11 protein-coding genes are annotated in these 17733 nt (G+C 44.1%); 5 read left to right on the plus strand and 6 right to left on the minus strand.

Going from position 1 to position 17733, the window contains the following annotated elements; translation table 11 throughout:
• Positions 1 to 20 precede the first annotated feature (20 nt).
• Positions 21 to 2582 carry a translocation and assembly module lipoprotein TamL gene (gene tamL, locus GRFL_RS10825; RefSeq protein WP_479873608.1) on the minus strand — a complete coding sequence of 854 codons (2562 nt, stop codon included), beginning with the start codon at positions 2580 to 2582 and terminating at the stop codon, positions 21 to 23.
• 30 nt (positions 2583 to 2612) lie between these two features.
• Between tamL and GRFL_RS10830 the strand changes: the two genes are divergently transcribed.
• Positions 2613 to 3350 carry a TrmH family RNA methyltransferase gene (locus tag GRFL_RS10830; protein ID WP_083644636.1) on the plus strand — a complete coding sequence of 246 codons (738 nt, stop codon included), beginning with the start codon at positions 2613 to 2615 and terminating at the stop codon, positions 3348 to 3350.
• Here GRFL_RS10830 and porT read toward each other — a convergent pair.
• The gene (porT, locus tag GRFL_RS10835; RefSeq protein ID WP_083646092.1) at positions 3331 to 4038 is read right to left on the minus strand and encodes a type IX secretion/gliding motility protein PorT/SprT; all 708 of its coding nucleotides are present in this window, start codon (positions 4036 to 4038) and stop codon (positions 3331 to 3333) included. The two genes, GRFL_RS10830 and porT, sit on opposite strands and share 20 nt — an antisense overlap.
• A gap of 4 nt (positions 4039 to 4042) precedes the next feature.
• Positions 4043 to 4774 carry a bifunctional demethylmenaquinone methyltransferase/2-methoxy-6-polyprenyl-1,4-benzoquinol methylase UbiE gene (gene ubiE, locus GRFL_RS10840; protein WP_083644637.1) on the minus strand — a complete coding sequence of 244 codons (732 nt, stop codon included), beginning with the start codon at positions 4772 to 4774 and terminating at the stop codon, positions 4043 to 4045.
• 135 nt (positions 4775 to 4909) lie between these two features.
• Between ubiE and trkA the strand changes: the two genes are divergently transcribed.
• Positions 4910 to 6259 carry a Trk system potassium transporter TrkA gene (gene trkA / locus GRFL_RS10845; RefSeq protein WP_083644638.1) on the plus strand — a complete coding sequence of 450 codons (1350 nt, stop codon included), beginning with the start codon at positions 4910 to 4912 and terminating at the stop codon, positions 6257 to 6259.
• A complete protein-coding gene (locus GRFL_RS10850) occupies positions 6259 to 7755 on the plus strand; it encodes a TrkH family potassium uptake protein (RefSeq protein WP_083644639.1) in 1497 nt (498 codons plus the stop codon). The genes trkA and GRFL_RS10850 overlap by 1 nt, the downstream gene beginning before the upstream one ends.
• A gap of 464 nt (positions 7756 to 8219) precedes the next feature.
• Here GRFL_RS10850 and GRFL_RS10860 read toward each other — a convergent pair whose 3' ends face one another.
• Positions 8220 to 8612, minus strand: a complete 393-nt coding sequence (locus GRFL_RS10860) for a DUF1801 domain-containing protein (protein WP_083644641.1) — start codon at positions 8610 to 8612, stop codon at positions 8220 to 8222.
• Between the two features lie 172 nt (positions 8613 to 8784).
• Between GRFL_RS10860 and GRFL_RS18295 the strand changes: the two genes are divergently transcribed.
• The gene (locus GRFL_RS18295; protein WP_257787355.1) at positions 8785 to 8907 is read left to right on the plus strand and encodes a hypothetical protein; all 123 of its coding nucleotides are present in this window, start codon (positions 8785 to 8787) and stop codon (positions 8905 to 8907) included.
• Positions 8908 to 8954: 47 nt separating this feature from the next.
• Here the strand turns inward: GRFL_RS18295 and GRFL_RS10865 are convergent, their stop codons facing one another.
• Positions 8955 to 10142, minus strand: a complete 1188-nt coding sequence (locus GRFL_RS10865; protein ID WP_083646094.1) for a pyridoxal phosphate-dependent aminotransferase — start codon at positions 10140 to 10142, stop codon at positions 8955 to 8957.
• A gap of 142 nt (positions 10143 to 10284) precedes the next feature.
• On the opposite strand from GRFL_RS10865, the gene rsmG reads away from it, so the two are divergent.
• The gene (gene rsmG, locus GRFL_RS10870) at positions 10285 to 10917 is read left to right on the plus strand and encodes a 16S rRNA (guanine(527)-N(7))-methyltransferase RsmG (protein WP_083646095.1); all 633 of its coding nucleotides are present in this window, start codon (positions 10285 to 10287) and stop codon (positions 10915 to 10917) included.
• A gap of 1 nt (position 10918) precedes the next feature.
• Here rsmG and GRFL_RS10875 read toward each other — a convergent pair whose 3' ends face one another.
• Positions 10919 to 17722 (minus strand): LamG-like jellyroll fold domain-containing protein, encoded by a 6804-nt coding sequence (locus tag GRFL_RS10875; RefSeq protein ID WP_083644642.1) that lies wholly within the window; start codon positions 17720 to 17722, stop codon positions 10919 to 10921.
• Positions 17723 to 17733: the final 11 nt, after the last annotated feature.

Consider the following 17733-nt stretch of genomic DNA (forward strand, 5'->3'; position numbering starts at 1 on the left):
AAATAGGAAAATAAACTGGCTTAAAAAGGATAATTGATCCCTACATTATATACCGCGTTGTTGAAGTTGTAATCTCTGAACCAGCGATCTCCGGCTGGCAGGGCCGGATTGTAGGTTTTGAAGCCCACATCAAAGCGCAATACGAAGAAATCAAAGTCGTAGCGTATCCCGAAACCAGAACCTACGGCGAGTTCGGTGAGGTCTTTAATCCCGTCAAAAGTATAATCGCTGTATCGAGTATTGTCAAGCACATTCCAGATATTTCCTACATCAACAAATAGTGCTCCCTTAAAAGCTTCGTATAATCCAAACCGATATTCCCCGTTGAAGGCCAGTTTCATATTGGCTTCATTGAACTCCAGCCTGCTGCCGCTACTTCCCGGGCCCAAATCATAGGCCTGCCAGGCACGGTTGTCATTGGGTCCTCCGGCGAAAAAAGTCTTCGAGATCGGGATACTGTTAGAATTTCCATACGGAATGGCAATTCCGCCAAAACCTCTAACGGCGATCACATTTTCGTGCCCCAGGTCCCAGTGTTTGATCAGGTCGATCTCAGTCTTGACATACTGCGAAAAAGCCACACCCATAACTTCTGACTGTCCCTGTTCGTTCTTCTGAAAATTTGCCAGGTCAGACACGGCAGAAAGAATATTCCCGGCCGTTTCAATCTTAAAGCGGAAGCGCGTGAATTCCTGGTCGTACAAACTTTCCTTGGTGTTCCATAAGTACGTGTAATTCGTGGCAAAGATCAGGTTGTTTTGCGTAAGGCGGAATTTTCGCTGTGCAATGTCCACCACATTGAAATATTCTTCTTCGGAAAGACCTAAAACGCCAGGTTGGCCATTCTGGACTACCTGAATGAACTCATCGGCTTCATCAGGGATTTCCAAAACCGGTTCTGCGGAAGTATCATTAAACTGAAAACTGCTGTTCCTGGCCAGATTGTTCAGTTCATCAAAGGAATTTCGGTAAACGTTGAAATAATTGCCAATATTCAGGTTTCGTACGTACTGTATATTCAGCAGGTCCAGGCTGTTAGTGAGTTTCTTGTTTGGCGTCCACTCATAATTCAGAATTCCTGAAAATGTTTGTTTGTCCAACCCGATATTCCGCTGGGAACTGATTCCCAGACTCATGTTGGTAAAGGGGTTGAAGTGCTTCGGAATAAATTTTTCCGTATTGAATGGGAGAAAGATCCTCGGGAAAGACAATTTTGCATCGGCTCCAACTTCAGTTATATCGAAAAACTGGTTTTGATTAGCGCTTTTTGCCGCATCTGCGGAAGAACCAATACTTCCGGTTCCGGAAATTTCAAAGTTTTCAGCCCTTCCGAATAGATTCCGAATCAGAAATGAGCCCCCGAAACCAATTCCGAATTTCTGAATATTACTTTGATAGACATCCAGGTCAAAACCGAGGGAATATTTGGGCTGCGGAGACAGGAAAATGTTACTCACCAGGTCGGTCCCGCTGGAATCGGCCGGGTCTGGAATGAACTGGATATTAGGATATTTAAAATTCCTCAGGGAATTGATACGGTTATAGGTTCGGGTTCTGTCGAGATCGCTGTACACCGAGCCGGGTTTAATGAAAACGGCATCTGTGACTGCCTCAGGTTTGTATTCCATGGCATCGAAAGAATAGATGGAATATCCGTTCACATTTACCGAATCGGCGATGGGTTTGTCCCGGTTGGCATACGTGTAATCTGTAAAAATGTTGACCTTGCTTATTTTGTGAATCTTGAAGGGCTCAGTGACGCTGTCGTTCACACCGTTTCTCCGGTTCTTGATGATGAGAGTGGTGCCAATGCGATGATTAGTGTTTATAGTGTCGGCATCGAAGGAAATGAATTCCTGATCGAAATCATAAACTCCATTGTTTCGGAAAATCTCCGTCAACCGGTCTCTTTCATCATTAAAATCCAGCGTGTTGTATTGCACGCCTTCTTTGATCAGGCTTTCCGCTTCGTGTAACTGGTACAATGAATCAAGTGCGGGTGAAGAAATGAGTGTTTCCAAGCTGTCTATCACGTAAGGTTTGTGCGTGGTGATCGTGTATTCCACGAGGGCTCTTTTGGGTTTTTCGGCAGGAATGATCTTATAATCACCTTCCACGTTGAACCAGCCATTATTCCAATACCAGGACTTCAGTCGTTCCAGAGATTTTTCGGTGTCTTCGCGGCTTACGATCACGGGTTCCTCGCCGGTTCTTTTGATCCATTGGTTGAACTCCAATTTAGAATGCAGGAAGCGCTCGTACTGTTTCTTGGAAAGCAGCCCAATCATGAACCGCTGTTTGGTACTGTCTACAATATATTTTTGATAAAGAATACTATCTATTTTTGGCCGGGCCAGGTTGTAAAAATGCAATCTCAAGGGAATTCCAAGAAATCTCGTGTTTGGTTCCTGGTAAATCTGGTTCAGAATACGTTCTTCGCGAATGCGCTCCCCGTTGGTGATCAGCTCGTTTTCAGTTAAAAGATTCTGGTTTGGCTCCAAACGTTTGACGGCGTTGCATCCAAAGAGCAGAAAAAGAAGGGAAAAAAGTAATATTTTTGCGGGTAGCCGTTTCAAACACAAATATTAAAGCCTCAAAAATACATTTTTTGCATGGTTACCAAAAACCAGATCAAGTTAATAAAAAGCCTTTCTCGTAAAAAAAACCGCGACCAGAATAAATTGTTCGTGGTGGAAGGGACCAAAAGCATCAGCGAATTTCTAAAAGCGGGTTTTAAGCCCCGGCTGTTATTCGCTACTCATCACAACGAGGCCTGGCCGGAACATATTGTAACCGATGAACGGGAACTGCGGAAAATCTCTTTTCTGAAAAACCCTTCCGGAAGTCTGGCGGTATTTGAAATCCCTGAAACATTAGCATTTGAACAAAAAGAGCTTACGTTGGTGCTGGATGGAATTCAGGATCCCGGTAACCTGGGTACGATCATCCGGTTGTGTGACTGGTTCGGTATTGAATTTCTGGTTTGCTCTCGAGATACTGCCGATTGTTTCAACCCGAAAGTGGTTCAATCCAGTATGGGGTCGCTGGCGAGGGTTGAGGTGGTGTATACCGATCTTAAATATTTTCTGCAAGAACAACAGGCGGTTTCTTATGGAGCCTTGCTGGAGGGAGAAAATGTGTATCAAACAGGCCTTTCAGAAAAAGCAGTTCTGGTAATGGGAAATGAAGGAAAGGGGATTAGTCCTGAAATTGCAGAAATCATGGATAAAAAAATTCATATTCCGCAATTCGGTGTAGATCAGGAAACCGAAAGTCTCAATGTAGCTACGGCGACTGCTATTCTATTAAGCGAATTCCGAAGAGGACGGTTTACTGGAAAACAAAATTAAGAAAAACGCCTCGAGACATCATTTTGTCTACGTTACCTGTATAGATACTATTAGGGTCAGCATCCCTGATGAGTTCATCGTTGATCGCGAAAACGCCGCGAAGGGAAGGGCTTAATTTGAAGTAATACAGGTAAAGGTCAATTCCGAAGCCGATCTCATAGTAATAGGAATTGGTGGTCATGCGAAACTGGCCTGCGCTATTATCGTCGGGGTTATTCTCGTTACTGCTGAGGTTGATGGATGTAGAAACACCACCAACCAGGAATGGCCTGAAATTATTCAGCCTGTTCGCGTTGAATTTTACCAGTAGGGGAATGTGCACATAAGTTGAATTGATCTCCCGGTAGGTATTGGCATCAGCTTTGACAGCCTGGTAGCCGCGGGTGTTGAAGCTCACTCCCGGCTCGAGTCTCAGGTCAAAATTATGACTGAGCTTCAGATTTCCTACCAGACCCACATTAAAACCGATTCGTTTTTCTACCCGGAAATCCTGACCGGTCACATAATCCGAGTTATACTCTTTGTAATCAAAATTGAAATCGTAGGTGTTCAACCCCAGGAAATACCCCCATGACCAGCGTTGCTGATCGAAGTTTTGCTGGTTCATAATGCTTTCCCCAGAAAATAGCTGGGCATGCATGGCGTTGAGTCCCGCCAGAAGCAGGAAGATGGTTAAGATTTTTTTCATAGTATTACTTTGAAGCAATATATATGGTTGATACGCCAAATGTTTGGGGCAAATCTTTTATATCTATAAACCCGGTTTTCTGTAAAATATTGTTGAAGGCCTCACCGTAGGGAAAATTTGCGGCACTTTCACTAAGATACGAATAGGCATCTTTATCTTTTGAAAATAGTTTTCCGATTAATGGCAGGATCGCCCCGGAATAGACCTGGTAACCCTGTTTGAACGGAAATTTAGTAGGAACGGAGGTCTCCAGAACCACGAAAATTCCACCTGGCTTCAGAACGCGCTGAATCTCAGAAAGACCTTTTTCAAGATCTTCAAAATTTCTAACGCCAAAAGCCACAGTGATGGCATCAAAAGAATCATTTTCGAATGGCAAAGCTTCCGAATCTCCCTGAACCATTTCTATACGACTATCGAGGTCTTTTCGGTCAATCTTTTTCCTTCCTTCCCGAAGCATCCCTTCGGAAAGATCCAGACCAATGATCTTTGGTGCATTGGTCTCTTCAGCCATTTGAATGGCAAGGTCACCAGTACCTGTCGCGATATCCAGAATGGTTTCGGGTTTGGTAGCTGCCACTGCCTGCACCACCTTCTTTCTCCATGAAACATCTGTTCCCAGGGAAATAACACGGTTCAAACCATCGTAATTTCCCGAAATATTATCGAACATCTGTTCTACCTGCTTCTTCTTGGTAAGCTCAGAATCCTTATAAGGGGTTACCTTTTTACCCATATAAAAAATTTGCTTCAAAGATAACCGATAAAGCCGAATTTGCTCATTTTTCTCCCATTTTTTGGGAGTAACGCCTTAATTTTTACTTATTTTGAAATAACGTAACTTTGTTTCACAGAAACCTGTTCCAAGTTTATGAAGATAATTATCGCCGGTGCTGGTGAAGTAGGATTTCATTTGGCAAAACTGCTCTCTTTTGAATCGCAGGATATTACATTGATTGATCCCAATAAAGACAATCTTAGTTACGCCGATACTCACCTCGACATCAGAACCATCAAAGGCGATGCCTCCTCGATCAAAATTCTGAAAGATGCGCAGGTGAAATACTGTGATATGGTGATTAGTGTCACCTCAAGTGAGGCCGTGAATATCACGGTTTGTGTACTGGCCAAGCAACTTGGGGCTAAAAGAACGATCGCAAGGATCTCCAATACCGAATATCTCGAAAATCAAAGTGAAGTTGGGTTTACCCGCTTCGGAATAGATGAACTTATTTCTCCGGAAGCCCTCGCCAGCCGAGAGATCGAGTTACTCTTGAACCAGTCGGCATTCAATGATTCTTATGAATTTGAAGAAGGAGCGTTGACGATGATAGGTGTAAGTCTCTCCAGAACAGCAACCTTCGTGGGCAAAAGCGTGAAAGAAGCGGCGCAGATTTTCCCGGAACTGAATTTTGTTCCCATAGCCATTCAGCGATTTGGAACTCAGTACACCCTGATTCCTCGCGGAGATACGCAGTTCAAAGAGGGCGACCAGGTCTATTTTACCACGCTGAAGAACGGGGTGGAGGAATTGTATAAACTCACTGGAAAGGTTAAACAGGAGATCAAAAATGTAATGGTTCTCGGCGGAAGTAAGATTGGCCGAAAAACCGCTCAGATGCTTTGCGAAAATAATTTTCGTGTAAAACTGGTGGAAAAAGACCGGGAAAAGGCCTATGATCTGGCAGATGAACTACTGCGAACCTTGGTGATTAATGGTGATGGCCGCAACGTGGAGCTGCTGGAAGAAGAAAATATCCATGATATGGATGCTTTTATTGCTGTGACGGGAAATTCAGAAACCAATATCATGTCCTGCCTGGTGGCTAAATCCAAAGGTGTAAAAAAGACCATTGCCCTGGTCGAGAATATGGATTATTTTCAGTTAAGTCATTCCATAGGGATCGATACGCTCATCAATAAAAAACTACTTGCAGCCAATAATATTTTCCGTTATGTACGGAAAGGGGAGGTGGTCGCGATGACCAAACTCAATAATATGAATGCCGAATTGCTGGAGTTTATCGTAAAACCAGAATCACAGGTGGCCAATAAACGAATAAAAGACCTGGACTTTCCAAGATCAGCGATCATCGGCGGAATTGTTCGCAACGGCAAAGGCCTGATCGCATTGGGGGATTTCCTGGTGCAGGCCGGCGATCGCGTGGTGGTATGCTGCCTGCCACGTTCTATTAATAAAGTAGAAAAACTCTTCCTTTAATGCCAAGGCTGAACTATAAGATCATACTGCATGTCATGGGGCTTTTGCTCCTTTGTAACGGTGGTTTCATGCTGCTATCTTCGCTAGTGAGCTTGATTTACAATGATGGCGTCACTCTTGAAATTTCCATGGCAGCGCTGATCACCCTGTTTTGCGGAACCCTTTTCATGTTTACCACCAGAGGACATAGCAAGGAGGTGAAAATTCGGGAAGGATATATTATTGTAACCTTCGGATGGATTTTTATGGCGCTTAGCGGAACCTTGCCCTACGTGATCAGTCAGTCGATTCCCGGGTTTACGAATGCTTTTTTTGAGACTATGTCTGGCTACACCACAACCGGTGCATCTATTCTGAATGATATTGAAGTGATCCCGGAAGGAATTCTTTTCTGGAGAAGTTTAACACACTGGATAGGCGGAATGGGAATCATCGTGCTCGCCATCGCTATCCTGCCGTTACTGGGAATTGGCGGGATGCAGCTGTTCAGCGCAGAATCTCCCGGCCCTAGTGCCGATAAGCTCAAACCGCGAATTCGGGATACGGCAAAGCGTTTATGGCTCATCTATGTTTCGTATACCCTGGCAGAGACCATCCTTCTCTGGGCCGCAGGGATGAGTTTTTTCGATGCGATCAACCACTCTTTCAGTACCCTCTCAACCGGTGGTTTTTCGACCAAGAACGCGAGCATGGCCTTCTGGAACGATAACCCTATGATCCAGTATATCGTCATTCTTTTCATGTTTTTGGCGGGAAGCAATTTCGTCTTGAGTTACTTTGCTTTTAAAGGCAAAGTTCGCCGGGTGCTGGAAGACGACGAATTCAAATGGTACTTTATGTTCGTGGCCGTTTTCACGATAATTTCGGCCGTGGTGGTTTATTATAATGCTGATTTCGGACTTTCTTCTATCGATCATCCATTGGTTAGTGGGAAGGCCGAAGGTGCTTTTCGCCATTCGCTGTTCCAGGTCTTGACGGTCATCACTACAACCGGTTTCGTTTCAGCAGATTTTACACTGTGGACGCCTTTTTTAACCATTTTCTATTTCGGAATGTTTTTTCTGGGTGGTTCAGCCGGTTCCACGGCCGGAGGAGTGAAAGTCATGCGTCATATTATCATGATCAGGAATGGGATCATAGAATTCAAAAGAACCTTGCACCCAAATGCAATTTTGCCGGTGCGTTTCAATAAAAAATCCATTCGAAAAGAGATCGTTTTCAATATTCTGGGCTTCTTTATCCTCTATATGCTGTCTTTTATCATTGGGTCTATCGGACTTGCAGCGCTCGGGCTGGATTTTGAAACAGCTATTGGAGGAGCGGCTTCGTCCCTGGGAAATATTGGGCCGGCCTTTGGGGGATTGAGCCCGGTTAATAATTTCGATATGTTGCCGCCTTTCGGAAAATGGTGGTGTTCCTTTTTGATGCTTATAGGAAGACTGGAACTGTTTACCGTATTGATCATTTTAACACCATTCTTCTGGCGGAACCGCTAAGGAAGCTTTTAATGGCTGATTCAAATTGCGCTGAAACTTTTCAGAATGTTGAAATCAGGTTTTTATTATTCTTCTGAAAAATAGAAAGCTGAATTTCAGATTATGAACCTTTCTATTCGGAAGACCTTCACCTATTTGTCAGACACATCCAATGGTTAGAATTAATATGGAAAAGCTGCTGAATTTATCGTTTGCTATCATCTGTTTTTTTGTTAGTGATTGAACAGAACTTGGCACGTCTAATTCCCGGTTTATCGAAAATTTAAAATCGGTTTTTTCTGAAAATGAATGAAAATCGTCCATTTTCCACTGAAAGTTTTTGGCTGTGAGGGGGCTTAGAAAATAAGCCTTATTCATCAATTGCCTGTCATTTTTTGGGAATTGCAATACCGGTAAACTTTGCTGAAATCATTCAATTTTGGAAAGAGATAAGAGAATAAAAGTTTGCCAGCAGTAGAATGATTTTAGTGTAGCCTTTCTAACTTTCCTTTTCTTTTCACGATATTCTTATAATCCCATTGTATTTCCCTCGATTTGTTGAGCCATTTCACCAATTGGTCTTCGTTAATTTCATCAACGGCGTTATAAATGATCGAAGCATCTTTAAATTTTCCACCTAGGATGTTCAGGTTTTCTTCATTGAAATCGGCACCACTCCAAAACATCAGTTTTAGTCCGTTCTTTTGTTTGCTGTAGCCCACGATGGGATTACCATCTAAAAACCATACCGGCTGCGCATGCCAGATTTTATTTTCAGCATCGGTCAATTGTTTATCAATGATAGAAGCCAGTGAATCTGCGATCTCTTGAAATGGCCATTCCAGCTTTTCATTATAAGATTGTATCTCTTCGTTCATGGTATTCTCTATGTTGGCCTAAAAGGCGTTGGTTGATTTGCTGATCACAGCAAGCTTGCTGTTCTTAATGCCTTCATTTTTACAGGAATATAGCGAAAATATGGTTCAGCTGATTTAATTTTTAATCAATAAGCTTACTGAAAACCAAATCAATAAGCAGGTTTTTTTAAAAATGAATAGCAAAATACAGCTGGATGTTGGCTGTACTGTTAAAGATCTGATAGCAAATTCTGAAGAGATTCCGGTTAAGACCATCCTGGAAATATTGTTCCGAAGAGCACCTTTTCAGGATTAGAAATAAAAAAACCGGCTAAAAGCCGGTTTCTATATAGTATTAAAAATCTAGCTTAAAGCATTTTTGATTCGTTTCATTGCTTCTTTGATCTGGTCTTCGCTGGCTGCGTAGGAAATCCTGATACATTCCGGGTTTCCGAAAGCATCGCCGGTCACGGTAGCCACATGCGCTTCTTCCAGCAGGAACAAACTGAAATCTGTAGCATTTTCAATATGATGCCCTTTGATATTCTTTCCGAAGAAAGCCGAAACGTTCGGGAATACATAAAACGCACCTTCCGGTTCGGTAGTCACAAAACCGCCGATCTCGCTGAGTAATTCAATGATCAGTTTTCTTCGACTTTTGAAAGTATCTACCATATAACTGATCTCTGAAACCGGTGCTTCCAGAGCCGTGATCACTGCTCTTTGGGCGATACAGTTCGCGCCACTGGTGATCTGGCCCTGCATTTTGTTACAGGCACGCGCAATATATTCAGGAGCGCCTATATAGCCAATTCTCCAGCCAGTCATGGCGAATGCTTTAGACACCCCGTTCACGGTCACCACGCGATCGTACATATCTTCAAATTCAGCCATCGAAAAATGACCACCTACAAAATTGATGTGTTCGTAGATCTCATCACTTACAACCACAATTTGAGGATGTTTTTTCAGAACATCGGCCAGGCCACGTAATTCTTCCTTGCTGTATACCATTCCACTCGGGTTGCAGGGAGAACTGTACCACAGCATCTTAGTTTTCGGGGTGATCGCTGCTTCCAGCTGTTCCGGAGTCATTTTAAAATCGGTTTCCACACTGGTAGGCACCTCCACAGGAACGCCGCCGCCCAGTTTTACGATTTCAGCATAACTAACCCAATAAGGGCATGGAAGGATCACTTCATCACCATCGTTAAGCATGACCATAGCCACATTTGCCAGAGATTGCTTGGCACCGGTTGAAACTACGATCTGCGAGCGGTTATAAGTAAGGTTATTGTCTCTTTTAAATTTATTGATAATAGCATCTTTCAATTCTACATACCCGTCTACCGGGGTGTATGAATTGTAGTTGTCATTAATAGCCTGGATCGCCGCTTCTTTAATGAAATCTGGCGTATTAAAATCGGGTTCTCCCAGGCTCAGGCCAATAATATCAATTCCCTCGGCTTTTAATTCACGCGCTTTGGCCGCCATGGCGAGGGTTTGTGAGGTGGCCATACTTGTTACTCGGTTGGATAGAAATTCCTGCATAATGTAATTTTTACTTTTTATCTGTTTTTTGCGCGTTGCCTTCTGAAGAGGCAGCTTCAAAGTTATAATTTTAAAGATTTTAGGCAGGGCAATTCGGTAAAAAAAGTGTTGAAAATCTTTACTTTTGCATAAAAAGCAGAAATTGGAACTAATCAGAAAATATTTTCCAAATCTTACACCAGATCAGCTGGAAAAATTCGGAAAACTTGAAGATTTATATAAAGACTGGAACCTGAAGATCAACGTAGTTTCCAGAAAGGATATTGATGAGCTATACATCAGGCATGTGTTGCATTCTCTTGGAATTGCCCGCCTTCAGCAATTTAAGGACGGTTCCAGGATCATGGACGTTGGCACCGGCGGTGGATTTCCCGGGATTCCGCTTGCGATTCTTTTTCCGGAAGTGCAGTTTACGTTGGTAGATTCGATAGGAAAAAAGATCAAGGTAGTCAATGAGGTGAGTGAGGGCCTCGGGCTAACGAATGTGAGAACTTTTAACCAGCGCGTGGAAGAAATCCAGGAGCAATTTGATTTTATCGTGAGCAGGGCAGTTGCCGCGATGCCAACATTTGTGCACTGGACCAAAGGAAAGATCGCTAAGGAGAACAAACACGAGCGCAGAAACGGCATTATTTACCTGAAAGGGGGAGACCTGGAGGAAGAATTGCAGGCTTATCGAACCGCTGAGGTTTACGAGCTTTCTGATTATTTTGAAGAATCTTTCTTCGAAACCAAAAAGCTCGTCTATCTACCTATGAAATACAAACCTCTTTAGTCTATTCTTTAATAATGATCTTTCGGGAATACTGTTTCCCGTCTGAAAATACTCTCACGATATATACCGCAGTGCTTAGCGGAGAATTGATTGGCAGATCAATGGTTTGAAGATCACCCATTTCATCAAAACTTTCAATTCGTTGACCATTTAGACTGAAAAGCTCTACGTGGTCAATAGTCATCCTGTCTGGATTGACCAGCCTGATCTCGCGAAGATCTCTGGCATAATCCACTACCAGGTTGTCTATTCCCTCGATGACCTCAGGATCTTCGATCTCATCTTCAGGTTTGAAGAAGACCACTTCAAAACGATCATTGATGTCACCGGGCTCCATGGAAATTTTATAATCGCTTTCCATCAGGTCGTGGTAAGAAGCAGTTTCTTTATCGTAGAGGTATATATCAAAATCCTTCGGAAGGTTTTCCAGTTCATCGATCTTGATCGTTAATTCACCCTCCTGGCCAATACGCATTCCTATTGGAAGCACACGGTCCAGGTTAAAATCTGGCACCCCCTGAATCACATATTCGGAATCGTTGATCATCCAGTACATATCTTCCACATTATTTTCGATGAGCGGAGCGTCGTAGCCCAGGTCAAAGTCGTTTGAAGTATGCGCATCTGCGGTTACCAGGATCTGGCGATGATAGCCTTTTGGTGAATCAAAACCAAGCCTGATCTTATACCTGCTGTCTTTTGCGTAATCCAGTTCAAGCGATTTTTCCTTGGTAGGGTAGATCGGTTTCAGGAATTGTGAATCTCCGGAACTTTCCGGAACAAAGGCTCGCATGGAATTGGTGAATTTCAGAGTCCCTCCGGAGGATGAACCGCTTCCAGTGGAAGTGCTAATAAAGAAGGCCTGTCCAACCGGAATATACCTTCCCGGAACCTTGGAGCCCCGGTCGCCATTATCGTTTATTCGTGCATCGCTGGAAGTTGCTGAAGAAACTCCTCCTGAAAGATTGAAGGTCGCGTATCCACCCACGTATTCTTCCAGGTAATGAGAATCCTCTTTTCCGAAGTGATCCCATAAATAAATGCTACCATTGAACTTCCCTAGGTTGTCATTGATGAACTTTTGCCCGTCGATGGCCGAAGGATACGGATTTCCTATCAGTTTATTTTGCCCGCTGCTTACATACAGGCTCACATCGCCGTTATTTGGCAAACCTTCAAAAGTATAATTTTGTCTTTTACTCAGCGGAACGGAACCAGAAGTACCTTTCATAGAATACCCAATTCCCGGAGGCAACAGGTCATTTTCTGAAATATGATGCCATTCAAAATAATCGTCGGCTGTTCCGTTAAAATCTTCCGCAGCATCCCCAAAAGTATGTAACCAATAGGTGCTGATGCGTTTATTGGAAGAGAAATCGTAATAATCGGCCCAGTGATACTGGTAATTGAAATTAAAGTCTTTTAAGTTTGCCGGATTACTGCCATCGTGTAAAACAGAGGCGATCTTGAATCCGGAATTGATTGCAGAACCTGAAAGACTTACAGGAGAAGTCCAATAATTATAGTTAAAACTGTTCGCCGTACCCTGCTGATCGATCTCGATATACCCGCTGCTGGCAGGATCCAGGACGCTGCCTTCGCTTTGTACCAGCTGAGATTCCCCATCAAAATTCATGGTTCCGTCGAGTTTCAGATAGTGCGTCACAAAAAAGCCATTTCCAGATCCTTTCCCGGTATTCATATCTACCGTACCATTCAGTTTGACCTCGCCGGTTTCAGAAATCATTCCCAACATATAGATATTTTCGCCGGTAGAAACAATGTCGTGTTTAGTACGCGCAATATTCCAGGTAATCGTTTCGCCATTGATACCTTTATCGCTGGGCCAGGTCCAGTAATTGTCCAGATCTGCGCCACCTCCCACATTGGTGTCCCAGGTGCCCCTGCTTTTCCATTCGCCGTTGGCAGCTTCGGAAACATAGGGTAGCGGCGCGGTGTTGTACTGGCTGGTTTGAATGTTTTTCAATAATCCTACGGAAGGAGTCGCAGAACGATCTGGAGTTTCCCCGTTGGAAATATCATCAGCAATTAGCCTGTAATAACCCTGAAGTTTAGACCAGCTCAGGTTGCCAGGAACATCTGCCGGAAGCACCTCTCCTTTTGTAAGTCCGCCGTTATTGCTCAATCGTTGGTTCATCATGTAATGAAGTTGTTCAACGGTAAGAGTGGTATTCCAGATCCTCAATTCTTCGATCCAGCCATCGAAATAATTCTTCGGATTGCTTGGAGTGGCAGAGTCGTACATGGCCCCGATCATTGTTTGAGCGGTAACTGAAGCCGGATTGCTCATACTCTTATTACCTACCTCAATACCGTCAACGTATAATTTAACATTGCTGCCATTGAATATCACGGCCAGGTGGTACCAACGGTTCGTAGTTACTTTACTGGAAGTGGAAACCGAGTTACTGCCCCACCTGAAGGTAGGAGCGCCATTATTAATGATTAGGTCATAACCACCGCTGTTGAAATTCGTGTAATCCCTTCTGGAAAGTACCGTCCTGATACCGGTAACCGATTCCGGTTTTACCCAAACCTCCAGGGAGAAGGCGCCGCTGGTTAACTGGTAATTATCAGCAAGTAAAATATGATCATCTACACCATCAAAATCCAGCGTGGAACAATCAGCCGAAAAAGTTACCTGCATTTCACTATATGTTGCACAGGTTCCATCGGTGTTTGCGATGGTCCAGCGTAAAGTATAGGTGTCATCTTCCCCGGTAAAAGTAGTGTTCGGATCAGTAGGATCAGTAAGACTTCCGCCAATACCAGATTCTATTGTCCAGGTTCCGGTACCAATTTCCGGAGTATTTCCGTCTAATGTGGTACTGCTGAAACCGCAGCCCAGGACCTGGTCGTCCCCGGTTTCGGCTATGGTTAGCTGGTCTGGTTCAGTGATGGTTACGGTGCCAATTTGTTGGCATCCGTTCGCATCAATTACGGTGACAGTGTATTCGCCTGCTTCCAGGTCGGTCGCAGTGGCAGTGGTCTGTTCAGAAATATCATTCCATAAATACTCGTAATAGGAATTTCCGGAGCCATCAGTAAACGGAGTTCCCCCGGTAGCGGAGACACTAGCTGTTCCATATTCTCCAAAACATACAGGATCGGTTCCTGTTGTTTCTAAAGTTATAGGAGAAGAAGGACCGCTAATTTCAATATTTTCGATCTCGAATATTTCTCCATTGGAATCTCGTACCCATGCGCTGTAGGTGCCTGCAGTCAAATTTTTGAATGTTTCGTCGATCTGGTACCCGTCCGTAGAACTGGTAATGCTATAATCATAAGGAGCCGTCCCACCGCTGGCAGTAATGTCTATTCTTCCGAGATTTGAATCATAACAAAGCAATTCGTTCGGAACTGCCTCAGCATATAAGGGCGAGTTTACTACTTCACCACCATTGGTGGAAAAACATTTAGGTTTAGGACCCTGACCGCAGCCCCATTTGATGTTGTTCGAAAAGGTGAAATAGATACTTTCTACCGTAATGAATTCTCCAAAATCCCATTCTGCAATTTCAAAAGTTCTTGCGGTACGTGGGATCGGTTCTTTCGGGTAGAAACAGGAAGGATCTGGCCTGTAATAAGTAGTCTCTCCAGTCCTTGGATTGGTAATGGAATAATTGATCTCCACGTAAAAGGAATAACGCTCCGGACCATCTGGCAATACAATGTAAAGATACCTTTCGGAAGTTGTGGCGTAGTTCAGAAAGGTAATTCTGTTTCCATTCGCATCACCAATATAGTATGATTCGTAAGCAAGGTCGTTCGATCCACAATTATCCCTGAAACATTCACCTACATATTGAATGAAAGTAAATGTTTTGGATTCTCCAACGGCATCTGTTACCACCAGCGTTATGGTTTTTTCTCCAACCGCATTGTACTGAACGCGATGCGGCCCTGCCCCGGTCGCTGTACTCACGTCCCCACCATTGTCAAAATCCCATTCGTAGGTATAAGGACCTACACCTCCAACGGCGGTCAGGTTCTCTACTTCAAAATAGGAGGTCCTGATCACACTATCGCTTTCCTCACAAATGGAGGTGGGAATGATCTCAGCAAAAATAGTTTCTGAAACAGTCACAGTCTCAGTAAAAGTACAGCCATTTTTATCAGTGACAGTCACATCATAATCACCTGCAGGCAGGTTGGTTGCAGTCTTGGTGCTTTGAATTACTGCGGCAGTTCCGGCTCTCATCCAGGCATATGTATAGCCCGGGGTACCACCACTGGCATTAGCCGTAGCACTTCCAGAAGCCGTATCATAAGTGGTAGTTCTGGTGGAAGTAACTGTAGCGGACAAAGGAGCAGCTGGCTGACTAATCGTATAGGTGTCATTAAGGGTGATCACACAGGATGGATAGTCTTTATCTCTCATCTGAACGCTGTAATTTCCGCTTGCTAAATTATTGAAAGATGCGGTAGACTGCCAGTTGGTGCCGTCGATACTGTATTCATATTTTCCGTGACCACCGGTTGGTTTAGTAAGACTGATCACGCCGGTGCTTTCCCCAAAACACTTTACATCAGTTTTAGAAAGTGTGGCGCTAAGAATCGCCGGTTCACCAACAGTTACTGATGTTTGAAGGGAACACTCATTTTCATCCTTTACGAAAATGGTATAATTTCCTGCGCTGAGGTTTTCGAATACGCCAGTGTCGTTAAAATCAGTGTTGTCTATCGAATACTGATAGTTCCCACTGGAATCTGGAGTTCCACCGGTGACTGTACCGGCAATGATCTGCCCGTCATTACCAGAATTACAGGTAGCATCAGTTACGGTACTGGTTCCGATATTTAATTCGGCTGGCTCATCTATCACGGCGTTGACAGTAATAGAACAGCCATTGACATCAGAAACTGTTACCGGATACGTTCCGGCAGCCAGGCCTTCGACATCTGGTTCATTTCCGTAGCTGCCCCAATCGTAAGCATAAGGAGGTATACCGCCGGAAGGAATTACTTCTGCCATACCGTTGGAAAAGCCATTACACAGCGCGTCGCTAACCGTTACCTCAGCTTCCAGAGGAATGATGGTGATGGTCTGACTGGCCGTGGTAGTGTTCCCGGCTGCATCGGTAAAAGTCCAGGTGATCGTTCCGGTTTCAGTAAAAGTAGTGGACCTGTCTGGAACTCCTTCGATCGTTACATCGCAGTTATCGGTTGCTTCCGGAGTGGCAAGGGTATATTCGCACCCCCAGCTTATATCGTCCAGGGTAGGAGCAACAGGATTTTCGGTATCATTAATAGTAATGGTCTGGATCACGGGAGCTGCATCATTACCATTGGCATCGGTCGTTTCCCAGGTAATGGTTGTGGTTCCTAGCGGAAACGCCTGCGTAAGGGAGAGACCATCGCTTCTTGTTCCTGTTGGATTGTTTACGGAACAATTATCGGTTGCACCCGGATTGGAAATCGTCAATACCCGGCTACAGGCTCCGGGGTCATTGTTTTCTGTAATATCTGAAACGGCGTTAATAACCGGAATTTCATCATCTACTACAGTTACTGTAGCATTTGCAGTATCAGCGTTGCCATTTTCATCGGTTACGGTAAGACTGATGGTATTAGCGCCTACATCTGAACAGTCAAAGTTTTCCTGGCTCAGGCTGTAAGAGGCAATTCCGCAGTTATCAGATGAGGAATTATCGATATCTGATGCGGTAATAGAAGCCTGGCCATTGGCATCCAGGTAAATCGTGATATTCTGAGTTTGTACCGTTGGAGCAATATTATCTTCTACCACCACAGTGGCCGATGCGCTCGCGGCATTACCATTTACATCGGTCACAGTAAGTGTGACGCTGTTATTTCCCACATTTGCACAGCTAAATGAAGTAATATCAGTTGAATAGCTGGCAATTCCGCAGGCATCAGTCGATCCATTGTTTACGGCATCATTGGCAATCGTGGCGTTTCCGCTGGCATCCAACTGAACGGTTATGGTTTGAGTGATGACTTGTGGCGCCGTATTGTCGTTTACAGTTACGGTAGCGTTTTTCGAGGCGGCATTTCCGTTATTATCAGTAACAGTAAGAGTTACCGTTCTGGTTCCGATATCGGCACAATCAAAATCGGTTTTGCTCAACGTCCTGGAAGCAATCCCGCAACTATCGCTGGAACCATTGTCGATGTCACTGACAGCAATACTGCCCTGACCGTTGGCATCCAGTGTAAGGGTATAATCTGAAGTTAAAACTGTTGGTGCCGTTTGATCTTTTACGGTAATGGTAACATCTACAAAATCAGAATTCCCGTTGACATCAGTAACCGTAAAACGTACTGAATTGTTGCCCACATCAGAACAATCAAATGCAGTCTGGCTGAGGCTAAAACTGTCAATTCCGCAGTTATCGGTAGAGCCATTATCCACATCACTGGTACTTAAAGTAGCATTTCCGTTACTGTCTAACAGTAGCTCAAAATTCTGTCCACGGGCCTGTGGGTCTTGTGTGTCATCAAAGCCTACATTGAATGTCCTGGAAGTGGTATTGGAGTTCGAATCAGTGATTTGAATGGTATAACTTCCGGTGGAAAGCCCGGTAAGATCTTCATTAGATGAGGTGTAAGAACCAGGGCCAGTCCAGGAATAGGAATAGGGGGCTGTTCCTCCTGATGGCGTGATATCGATCGCGGCATCTGAGGCATCACTACAGCTTGCCTCACTCACCGTACCGGAAACCGATAGTTGAGCGAAAGTATTTGTAGCGAATAAATTAAATTGTAAAGCAAGAAAAAGGGCGAAACCAAACCTTACTTTTCCAAAGGTAATTTTATGCATAGGCACCGATT

It is taken from the genome of Christiangramia flava JLT2011, from assembly GCF_001951155.1.
Lineage (GTDB): Bacteria > Bacteroidota > Bacteroidia > Flavobacteriales > Flavobacteriaceae > Christiangramia > Christiangramia flava.